Raw genomic sequence first — 3,577 nt, 5'->3', positions numbered from 1 at the left:
CGTCACCGCCAATGCACTCCTCCGAGACGGAAGGAAATGGACCGAAACCCCCGCTTGATCATCACGGATACTCGGGAGATTGCTTCGCAATACCCTGACGGGCAATGGATGCCGCAGCAGACCTCACGTGCCAATGGCCGCAAGTCGGCGGTCCGCTCCAAGGTCGAGCACGTCTTCGCCCAGCAGAAGACGCGCATGGGCCTGACGATCCGGACCATCGCTCTCGCCCGCGCTAGGGCCACGATCACACTGGCCAACATCGCCTGCAACATGACCCGGCTGCGATGGCTCCAGAGCCGGAAACTGTCCGCCCGACGGCTGGGGCGAAGAAAAGCACCTTACCGAAAGGCCGTTTGGGCCGAGAGGCCCCAACCACGCATTGATTCACATCCCCGTCAGCCTCGCCTAGAGGAAATTGCGCAGGTGGTGCGGGTCAAGGGTTCGTTCGAAGCTCGTCCAGCGGAAAGCCACGACACGGCCTCCGCCGGGGACGGTACCGCGTCGCTGGCGAGGATCGCCCGCAGCTCGACCAGCGCCACGGCGTCGCCCTGCCGCAGAGCGCATGGATTTCCTTTGTGTGCGCGGCAGACCTCGCGCAGCGCCTTGAAGGGGTAGGTGCCGAGCATCCCGCCACAAATGCAGGCCAAGCCGGACTGCTGCCAGTCCATGACAGTGCCAAAGATCTTGCGGATCGCCCGCATTGTCGGCACCAATGGGAGTACCAGCCTCGACGTGACGAAAGGTGATACAGCCAGACCTGGAGATACGATCTGGCTTCCTGCCGGGTCCGATCCCGAAAGCTCCGGCATTTCGTCTTCGCAAACAGCCCATACCGGCGGTCGCCCGGCAAGCTCGCGCAGACGGGTTTGCCCCACGAAAGAGGCAGGCAACCGGCCATACGGCCACCATCAGGGAGGATCACCATGACGCCACACTTCAGGACGCTTCGGCGGACGACCATGACGGCCGCGGCCGGCATGCTCGCCGTCGCAGGCGCGAACGCCGCCGCGGCCGCGACGATGGGCCCGCAGATCGCGGCGCAGACCTACTCGCTCAGGGCCTTCGGGACCCTCGAGGAGCAGATGCGGATCATCAAGGACGCCGGCGTCGATTACGTGGAAGCCTATGGCGGCCTCGGCTCGGCATCGGATGCCAGGGCGGTTCTCGACGCGGCGGGGCTGACGGCCATCTCGGACCATGTCGGGCTCGCGGATCTGCGTGCCGACGCGTCGAACGGCCTTGCCGACGTGATCGCGCGGCAGCGGACGCTCGGCAACGACACGGTCGTGATGCCGTATCTGGTACCTGACGACCGGCCGTCGGACGCGGCGGGATGGGCGGCGCTCGGCCGCGAGCTCGGCGGCTATGCCGACCGTCTGGCCGGAGAGGGACTGACCTTCGGTTACCACAACCATGATTTCGACCTCGTTGCGGTGGATGGCTCGACCGGCTACGAGATCGCGATCGCGGCCGGCGGTCCCAATCTCAAGGCGCAGGTCGACGTGGGCTGGGCGGAGCACGCGGGGGTCGATCCGACCGCCCTGCTGCAACGCCTCGACGGCAAGGTGATCTCGATCCATGCCAAGGATCTGGCCGATCCCGCGGATCCCGGCCCGACCGCCGGAGGCAGCGAGGCGTTTGGATTCGATTTCGCCGCCGTGGGTGAGGGTCTCGTGGACTGGGATTCCGTTTTGCCCGCCGCGCTCGATGCGGGGGCGGAATGGTTCATCATCGAGCACGATTTCCCGCCCGACCCGTTCGAGGTCATCTCGACCAGCCAGACCTACCTCGCGGAGAACCTGCCCGGACCGACCCCGGTTCCGCTGCCGGCCGGCCTGCCGCTGCTCGCCGGCGGTCTTCTGGGCCTGGGCGTCCTCCGCCGCCGCGCGCGCTGAGGATGACCGCGGGTCCGCGCGCCATGCGCGGGTTCGCAGTCCGGGCATGACCTGCCTTCGGCACGGACATTTCCTATGATAGCTTTGGCAACCTGTTTCGGCCCGAGATGAAAGCGACGAGGCGCCGTTTTGACCAAAAGTGATAGGGAACGGCCTTGCCCATATTGCGGCGGACCTGCCTGGATCGCGCATTGGCAATTTGAGAAGGGAAAATCCCCATTCGATTCTATTAATCGGATGTGGCTTCACACCTGTACCCCCTGCGGATTCTCGGCCTATCTTTCGGGAGATAGGGAGCGGGATTTGAAGAGAGAAAATGTTTTCGGACCAACCCCTCCAAGGGGCGCGCCATAATCCTGAAAAGAGACGGCTCTCGATGGCCACACGGCTTGCCCTCCCTCGGTTCGTCTACACACGGTCGGCCTCGTATTCTCGACACCGAAAACCGTTGTCCGCTCGAAGACGTCGGCGACATCCGCGGCGACCCGAGCATGCCGAGTGGAGTGCCCCCCATTTCACCGGACAGTCCGGCTGGGGTTGAGCGTTTCTCGGAACTCGACGGGCGAGTGCATGCGAAGCGCGGAGTGAGGATGGACCGTGTTGTAGTCGGTGATCCATCCGGTGACGAGCCGGCGCACTGTAGCGGCATCTGGCAAGGGCGTGACGCGGACGTAGTCGCGTTTGAGGGTTTTGACGAAGGACTCGCTCATCCCATCGCTTTCGGGTGACCGGACCGGCGTGAAACAGGGAATGAGGCCAAGAGCGGTTGCGAAGTCGCGGGTTTCTTTTGCGGTGTAGCACGAGCCATTGTCCGATAGATGCTCGACCGCGTTTGGAACGTGGTCCATGCGCGAAGCGCCGCTCGACAGCGGCGAGCATCATGTCCCGGATGTCCGAGCCGGAAATGCCGGCGCCTGCGACGACGACGTGGGCGATGATCTCTCGATCGAAGGCGTCGATGATGAAGGCGACGCGGACACGTTCGCCGTTCCAACAGCCGATCTCCAGAGCGTCGGAGCACCAGCGCAGGTTCGAGGCCATCACGGCGATCTTGCCATCGTGGGCGCGGCCCTCGCGGCGGCCGGTAAATCGCTCCAGCTTAAGACCCTGCTGACCGAGGATGCGCAAAACGCGCTTTCGGTTGACCGGCTCCATCCCGAGGCTGCGACGCTCCCGGTTCAGGAGCGCCGTGAGACGGCGATAACCGTAGGTCGGCCGCTGGTCGACAAGACGGCAGATCGTGGGCAGGAGTTCCGTGTCTGCTACCTTGCGGTAGGCTCCACGGGGCTTTGACGCTCCGGACGCCCGCGCATGGAGCTGGGACCGGCTCACCTCAAGAACCTCGGCTATGCAGCTCATCCACAGCCCGGCAGGGTCATGCGCAGCATGATCCCGAGAGGGGCGAACCGCCCTTCAGCGGCGATGGCAGATGCCACATCTGGGGCCGTTGAAAAACCACCCGGTTGCTGATTCCATCTTTCCGACAGTAGCGCTTGGAGGATGGCATGATCGGCAGTCGGACCCGCGATCAGCTCGAGTTCTTCGTCTGCGGCTCGCTGCGTGACCTTGTTCCCGACGAGCACATCCTTGCCCGCGTCGACCAATTCCTCGACCTCAGCTGGCTGCGTGGCGAGGTGGCCGATCTCTATGCGTCTGGTGTCGGTCGGCCAGGGATCGATCCG

General features: G+C 64.6%; 2 protein-coding genes and 2 pseudogenes. 2 read left to right on the top strand and 2 right to left on the bottom strand.

Annotated features, from left to right (window positions below):
• Positions 1-395: 395 nt before the first annotated feature.
• Complete coding sequence (locus Q1B08_RS21035) at positions 396-701, bottom strand: hypothetical protein (RefSeq protein ID WP_299823220.1); 306 nt, start codon at positions 699-701, stop codon at positions 396-398.
• 222 nt (positions 702-923) lie between these two features.
• Here Q1B08_RS21035 and Q1B08_RS21030 point away from each other — a divergent pair, with 222 nt between their 5' ends.
• A complete protein-coding gene (locus Q1B08_RS21030) occupies positions 924-1,895 on the top strand; it encodes a sugar phosphate isomerase/epimerase (RefSeq protein WP_299823217.1) in 972 nt (323 codons plus the stop codon).
• A gap of 515 nt (positions 1,896-2,410) precedes the next feature.
• Here the strand turns inward: Q1B08_RS21030 and Q1B08_RS21025 are convergent.
• Positions 2,411-3,245, bottom strand: a pseudogene (locus Q1B08_RS21025) (IS3 family transposase); the annotation flags it as partial.
• Positions 3,246-3,400: 155 nt separating this feature from the next.
• Between Q1B08_RS21025 and Q1B08_RS21020 the strand changes: the two are divergent.
• Positions 3,401-3,577 (top strand): annotated as a pseudogene (locus Q1B08_RS21020) (IS5/IS1182 family transposase); the annotation flags it as partial.

It is taken from the genome of uncultured Jannaschia sp. (genome assembly GCF_947494025.1).
Taxonomy (GTDB): Bacteria; Pseudomonadota; Alphaproteobacteria; order Rhodobacterales; family Rhodobacteraceae; genus Jannaschia.
Note: the sequence above shows the minus strand (reverse complement) of the source record. Positions and strands in the feature narration are given on the sequence as shown.

Coding starts and splice junctions, on each gene's coding strand:
- Q1B08_RS21035 (WP_299823220.1), bottom strand. CDS start 701: ATGCGGGCGATCCGCAAGATCTTTGGCACTGTCATGGACTGGCAGCAG.
- Q1B08_RS21030 (WP_299823217.1), top strand. CDS start 924: ATGACGCCACACTTCAGGACGCTTCGGCGGACGACCATGACGGCCGCG.